At 61.1% G+C, this 6,603-nt stretch carries 3 protein-coding genes; 1 reads left to right on the top strand and 2 read right to left on the bottom strand.

All coding sequences use genetic code 11. The features are described from left to right. Window positions 1-3,817 (top strand): DUF5801 repeats-in-toxin domain-containing protein (locus HNP49_RS06490; protein ID WP_184681658.1); only part of this gene is annotated, 3,817 nt, incomplete at its 5' end. Window positions 3,818-3,895: 78 nt separating this feature from the next. Here the strand turns inward: HNP49_RS06490 and lapD are convergent. Continuing rightward, a complete protein-coding gene (gene lapD, locus HNP49_RS06485; protein WP_184681656.1) occupies window positions 3,896-5,842 on the bottom strand; it encodes a cyclic di-GMP receptor LapD in 1,947 nt (648 codons plus the stop codon). Between the two features lie 9 nt (window positions 5,843-5,851). Continuing rightward, window positions 5,852-6,511: a cysteine protease LapG gene (lapG, locus tag HNP49_RS06480; RefSeq protein WP_184681654.1), complete on the bottom strand. Its 660-nt coding sequence runs from the start codon at window positions 6,509-6,511 to the stop codon at window positions 5,852-5,854. Window positions 6,512-6,603: the final 92 nt, after the last annotated feature.

Here is a 6,603-nt window from a genome sequence, read left to right as displayed (position 1 = left end):
CGACCCGGTCGGTGTGGCCTCGGTGTCGGCGAACTTTGCCGACAACTTCGCCGCCGTGACCGACTACGGCAGCGATGGCCCGGGCTCGACCAGCTATAGCCTGCAGCTGAGCGGCAGTAATGTCGGCTCAGGCTTGTACGTGCTGGATAGCAGCGACAAAACCACTGCAGACGGTGACGGTATTGGCCGCGGTGCGCAGATCGTACTCAACCAGTCGGGCGATACCATCACGGGTTCGGTGGGGTTGATCAACTACTTCACTATCACGATCAATCCGACCAGCGGGGTGGTGACGTTCACCCAGTTGAACAATATCTGGCACAGCAATACGGGCAGTGACGACGACAGTTCGACGCTGACCCTGAGCAACGCCAACCTGCTGCAGATCGTGCAGACGGTGACCGATGCCGACGGCGACCGCGACACGGCGTCGATCAACCTCGGCAACGGCGTGTTCAGCATCGAGGACGATGGCCCGACGGCTCAGCCGGATGCGGCGGTGACCGCCGAGAGCACCAACATCAATGCCGCTTTTGTCATTGACTCCAGTGGCAGCATCAGTGGCAGTGAGTTCCTCACCATGATGAATGCGGTGCGTGAGGCCGGCCATGCACTCTTTGATGGCACCTCAGGGATGGTGAACATCAACATCGTCGCGTTCTCTTCGACGGCGACCTCGTATCTGGGCGTCGACACCCTTGCCGAGTTCGATGCGCTCATCACCAATATCATCAATAACCGGCCGTTCAGCGGTACGACGGACTTCACGGCGGCCATCCAGGAAACCATGAGTGCCTATACGCCGCTCAGTGGCTGGAACAACCAGGTGTTCTTCATCAGCGACGGCAACCCCAATGAGCAGACGGGGACTGGGGGTAGCTCGCTGCTGGACAGCGTGGCGGCAGAATGGAACAGCTTTGTCGACCTCAATGGCATCTCGGTCAGCACCATTGGCGTAGGTGACGGTATCCAGAATGATCGCCTGCAGGATATCGATGTGGATGGTGTTGGCTCACCGGTGGCTGTGGCGGACTTCGATGATCTGGTCGATGCCCTGGTTGCACAGATTCCGGACAGCACAGTCACCGGCAATGTGCTGAGTAACGATGCCTACGGTACGGATGGTGCGGGTTTTGTCCGTGCCATCACCATCAATGGCGTGACCTACACCTGGAACGGCCAGAACACCATCGACCTTTCCAATGGCGGTTCACTGGCCGGTAGCACGCTGACCGATGTCACGACCGCCGAGGGTGGCAAGCTCAGTTTCAATTTCGTGACCGGCGCCTGGAGCTATGTCGCTCCGAGCGATCTGGATGCGGATGTCACCGAGCAGTTTGCCTACACCATGGTGGATGCCGATGGTGATGGATCGCCTGCCGTACTGTCGATCTTTGTGGAAAATACCGATCCGGTCGTGGCGCAGGTCGATGAGGACGAGCTGCCCAATGGCAACACCGACGGTGATGCGTTCACTACGGTGGCAACTGGCAATTTGTCGGAACTGCTGATCGGTATATCCTCGGCCCAGTTCAAGCTTGGCTCGGTTACCTCGGGGCTGGCGGATCTGACCTCTGATGGCGTGGCCATTACCTACTCGGTCAACCTAGCAGGCGATACCCTGACTGCCATGGCCGGTGCCAAGGTGATTTTCACGCTGCAGGTCGAGGCTGATGGTGACTTCACCTTTACCCTCAGCGGGAGCATCGATCACCCGGCGGGGACGTCCGACAGTGCGCTGTTGCCACTGAATTTCAGCAGCCTGCTGCAGGCCACTGTCAGTGGTTCCCCGGTGCCGTTGGCCGGTAGTTTCATCGTCAATGTCGAGGATGACATCCCGGTGGTGTTGGCCAAGAGCAATCTGGTTTATGCCAATGCGGCAAATGGTGTGATCGGTGGTACCGGTATCTTCGACTACCAGATTGGTGGTGATGCCAATCGCAGCTACGCACTTGGCAACTCGGACTTCTCGCCGATTCTGCTGGCCGGGACCGTGGGCGTGGCGGGAATCAGCAATAGCTCGGTGACCTGGGCGGCGGAAACGGATGCCCAGGCCGTTTTCAACGTGTCCTTCAAGTACGATGCTGACCCACTTTCCAGCAGCAACGCGCTGAGCCAGGCAACCGGTACTCTGACCTTCGACAAGGTGGCAGGGACCTACACGCTCAATCTCAATGCGCCGCTGGAAGGTTATACCTTCCTCAAGACCAGTCAGACGGTTTCCAAGGAGAGCTTCAATACCGACGGCAGCGCCGAGTCGCAACCGGAAATCGTGGTCTCGAAACTGGCAGACAACTTCTACGTGCGTTTCAGCGGCGTAGAGGAAACCAGCGGCGGCGGGGCGGTCGACTTGCAGACCAGCAACAGCGACAAGACCTTCGTCAATGGTGAGACGTTCACCGCGAGCCAGACCTGGGTAAGTATCTCCGGCAATGCCAATGGCGTGGCCAGTGATACCCTGCAGGCCGGTGAAGTTCTGAATATGGACTTCTACACCAGCAGCCCAGGCAGTTCCGGTGCGCCTGGGCCGGGCACGGCACGGGCCAGCGTGATGTACCTGAAGCTGGATCAGCTGGGGAATGGCGAGGACTTTGTCGTGGTCCTGAAACTGATCAACCCGCTGACCAACGCCACGACGACGCGGGCCATCGTGGTGGATTACGCCGATATCTTCCTGGCGAACCAGACCAACCCTTATGGCATCACGTTTACGGATGGCAGTGATGGTGTGGTGATCATCGAAGCCAATGACTACAACGCCGCGGGCGAGAACTACCTGATCTACGGTGCGCAGCTGCTGGTTTCGACCGAGGATGTGAAAGGCTCGGGGATCAATCTGGTGCGCGGTACCGGAGCATCGGGTGCCTCGACCGTGCTGTCTGCGCTGCTGGGCTTCGAGGCCAATACCTCTGGCCCTGAGGCCGACACGACCGATCAGGATGTGATCAAGGTGGTCGACATCGGCTTGCTCAGCCCACAAACCAGCGCCCTGGATGCCAACCTGACGTTCGACTTCAACCTGATCGACAGCGATGGTGATGTCACCAGTTCACAGTTGCTCAATGTGGCGATCGTCAATGGCAGCAACTTCGTCGGTGGCGCTGGTGACGAGGTGATTCAGGCAACCGGCGGCAATGATGTGATCAATGGCCAGGATGGCAGCGATACCGTCAGCTACAAGTACGCCACGGCCGGGGTGAGTGTTTCGCTGGAGACCCTGACTGCCCAGGCGACCGGTGGCTCCGGTAGCGACACGCTGAGCAATATTGAAAATGTGATTGGCTCCAGCCATGCCGACAACATTACCGGCAACAGTCTGAGCAACGTGCTCTATGGGTTGGGAGGCGACGACACGCTGTCCGGTGGTGGTGGCAATGATGTGCTGCTCGGTGGCACGGGCAACGATTTGCTCAACGGTGGAACCGGCAAGGATACCTATGTGTGGAAGGCAGGCGAGTCGGGCACGGATACCGTGACCAACTTTACGCGGGACTATGCCAGTGTGGCGGAGGGCGACCGTATTGATCTGTCCGAGCTGCTCGACAGCGACGTCACCGGCGGGGTCAATGGTGGACCGGCCGAGCTGGGCAATCTGCTCAGCTACCTGAACATCACGACTCAGGCCCCGGGAAGCGGTACGGCCTCGGTGGATACGGTGATCAAGGTCGATGCATCGGGTGATGGCAATTTCGCCACGCCTGATCAGACGGTGGTACTGCAGGACGTCAACCTGTTCGACCAGTACGGCACCTTGGACGCCGGAGAGCTGATCACCAAGATGCTCGATGATGGCAGCTTGAAGGTCGATACCGTTTAGCGACACAGGGAGGAAAAAGCCCCCGCCATGCTCTGCGTCGCGGGGGCTTTTATTTGGTTATGTCTCAATCTGGCGAACTCATTGCTGTGCAGGCTCCGGTGCACCGATCAGGCGGCCCATGGCGCCCTGGATGCCCAGTTCGCGCAGAACATCCAGTTCACCCTGGGTTTCCACCATTTCGGCAATCAGCGGCAGGTCGATGCTGTTGCTGGCACGGTAGATGGCCTCGATGAACAGGCGCTTGTCGCTTTCCTGGTCGATGGCGCGGATGTAGCTGCCATCGATTTTCAGGTAGGCCAGGCCGAGGTGGGTGAGGTTGCCGATCAGGCTGAAGCGCCCACCGAAATGCTGCAGCGCAACCTGGAAACCGGTGCCGCGAATGGCTAGGCACAGGCGCTCCATTTCCTTGGCTTCGGGCAACTGGTGTTCGTCGATTTCAAGGGTCAGCAGGGCGGCATGCTGGCTGTGCTCGCGAAGCAGGGCGAGCAGGCGGGCGCGGCTGCCGGGTTCCAGCAGGGTGGCGGCGGACAGGCTGATGGCTAGCGGCCGCGGCTGTTGCTGCAGGTGCGTCAGGCAATGTTCGAGCATGGCCAGGTCGAAGCGGGCCAGCCAGCCCAGGCGCTCGATCCACGGCAGGAAGCGCCCGGCGGCGATGGCCTCGCCCTTGGGATCGAGCAGACGGGCGAGCACCTTGTGGTGCAGCAGCACATCGGTGGCGGCGCATTGCGCCACCGGCTGGAAATACAACTGCAGCTGGTTGTGGTTGAGTGCGTCATCGACCCACTCGCGCCATTGATGCAGGCCCTGGTTGGGCTGTGCGTCGAAGCTGTCCAGACGTTGCCAGGCCTTGCCTGATTGGCTCTGGGCCTGAGCCAGGGCCTGGTCGGCGCGGGCGAAGACGGCCGCGGCCTCTTCGCCGGGGCGGAAAGTGGTGATGCCCATGTGCATCACCGGCGTGCAATCACTGGCGCCGGTGGCACGCAGGTTTTCCAGTTGCTGACAGAGGCGGTTGGCGCGTAGTTCGACTTCCTCGGCGGCCAGGCCTGGTGCGAGGAACGTGAATTCACCGCCGCGGCTGCGTGCGACCAGCCAGTTGGGCTTGCCGTGCTCGGCCAGCAGGGTCTTGAACAGTTCGGCGATGTCCTGAATCAGCGCATCGGTGCGCTGGCCGCCCAGGCGCTGGTTGAGGCCGCCGAGGTCATTGACCCGCATCAGCATGAGATAGCCTTCGGTGTGATTCTCGCTGACCGTCAGCAGGTTGTTCAGGGTGGCATCGAACAGGCGGCGGTTGGCCAGGCCGGTCAGGGTGTCCTGATAGGCTTCTTCGCGCAGCTTCTCGCTGCGGGCGGCCTCTTCGGCAAACAGTGCTTTGAGCTTTTCGACCATCTGGTTCATCGCCACCACCACGCGCTTGAGTTCCGGGGTGTGCGGCACCTTGGGCATGGTCAGGAATTCGCGCCGGGTAATGGCCTGGGCCTGCTGCACCATGGTGTCCAGGGGCTTGAGCTGGTGGCGCAACAGCCAGCCGCCGAGCACGGCGCTGACCACACCGCAGAGCAGCAGCCAGAGGCCGCTGCCAATGGCGCTGTCCCACAGCTTGGCCAGGGCGAACTGCGGGTGGCTGAGCACCTCGACCCGTGCGGCCTGCTCCCAGCCGCGCATGATCAGGGCGTCGCCGCCCTGGGGTTGCAGATCGACCAGGTCGACGAACCAGCCGGGCACCTTGTCGGAGGTGGTTGTGGTGCGCCGTTCGACGATCACCTGATTGTCGGGGATGCGTACCACGCGAATGGTGGCGAAGTAGCCGCTGTCGAAGATCGAGCTGACCATCAGCTCGATCATTGCCGGGTCGTCCACATGCGGGGTCATCGACAGTCCCAGGGCCGTGGCAGCATCCTGTGCATGCGAGCGCAACTGGCCAAGCAGCTGCTCGCGGGAGTTCTCCACGCCGGAGATGAAACTGCCGGTAAAGGCCACCACCAGAAACAGGCAGATGGCCAGGAACAGTTGTTTGAGTAGTGACATGGGCTTCTCCTATCCCTCGCCGACGGCAAAGCCTTCGGCCTTCATCTTCTGCAGCAGTTCTTGCCAGCGCGAGAGCTTCTTGCTGTCGCCTTTTTTCCCATTGGGCAGGTACAGGCCTTCGGCGTTGAAGGCATAGACCGGCAGCAGGTCCTTGCGCAGCGAGGCCGGGCGGATCTCGCCGATCAGGTTGTCCAGCACCAGCGGCGTGGCCGTGGGGCTGGCGTAGTAGGTCAGGACCATGTGCGCCTGGTTGTACTGCAGGGCCTTGACGTAGGTGATGCGCAGTTTGTCGCTGGGCACGCCGAGGCGGCGCAGGGTGAAATACTTGGCGATCGAGTAGTCCTCGCAGTCGCCGGCACCCTTGATCAGGGCTTCCACCGGAGTGGCCCAGTAGTCGGTCTGGCGCCAGTTGCGGCTGTCGTCGGAGAAACGGAACTGGCGGTTGAAGAAGCTGTTTACCAACTTCAGTTTTTCTGTTTCGCCCAGGCCACTGCTGCTCTGCATCAGTTCGTTCCAGGCCAGCAGCCTGGCTTTGGCATTGCCCAGGTTGCCATAGCGCTGTTCGGCCTTGAGCAGTATCTGGGTGAAGTCCCAGGCGGGCCATTCGGCCCAGGCGCTCAGCCACAGCACCAGGCTGGCGCAGAGTGCGGCAGCAAGCGGGCGCAGCATGGGTGGGCGCGAGATCATGACAGGCTGACGTCCCTGACAGAGCTGAACACCTCCAGTCTAGGCGTTGAGCGGGTCTGCAGGGCCAGGTCGGG

This window comes from Pseudomonas fluvialis, from assembly GCF_014207935.1.
In the GTDB taxonomy this organism is placed as follows: Bacteria; Pseudomonadota; Gammaproteobacteria; order Pseudomonadales; family Pseudomonadaceae; genus Aquipseudomonas; species Aquipseudomonas fluvialis_A.
This window is presented reverse-complemented; position numbering and strand designations above follow the sequence as displayed.

Coding starts and splice junctions, on each gene's coding strand:
- lapD (WP_184681656.1), bottom strand. CDS start 5,842: ATGTCACTACTCAAACAACTGTTCCTGGCCATCTGCCTGTTTCTGGTG.
- lapG (WP_184681654.1), bottom strand. CDS start 6,511: ATGCTGCGCCCGCTTGCTGCCGCACTCTGCGCCAGCCTGGTGCTGTGG.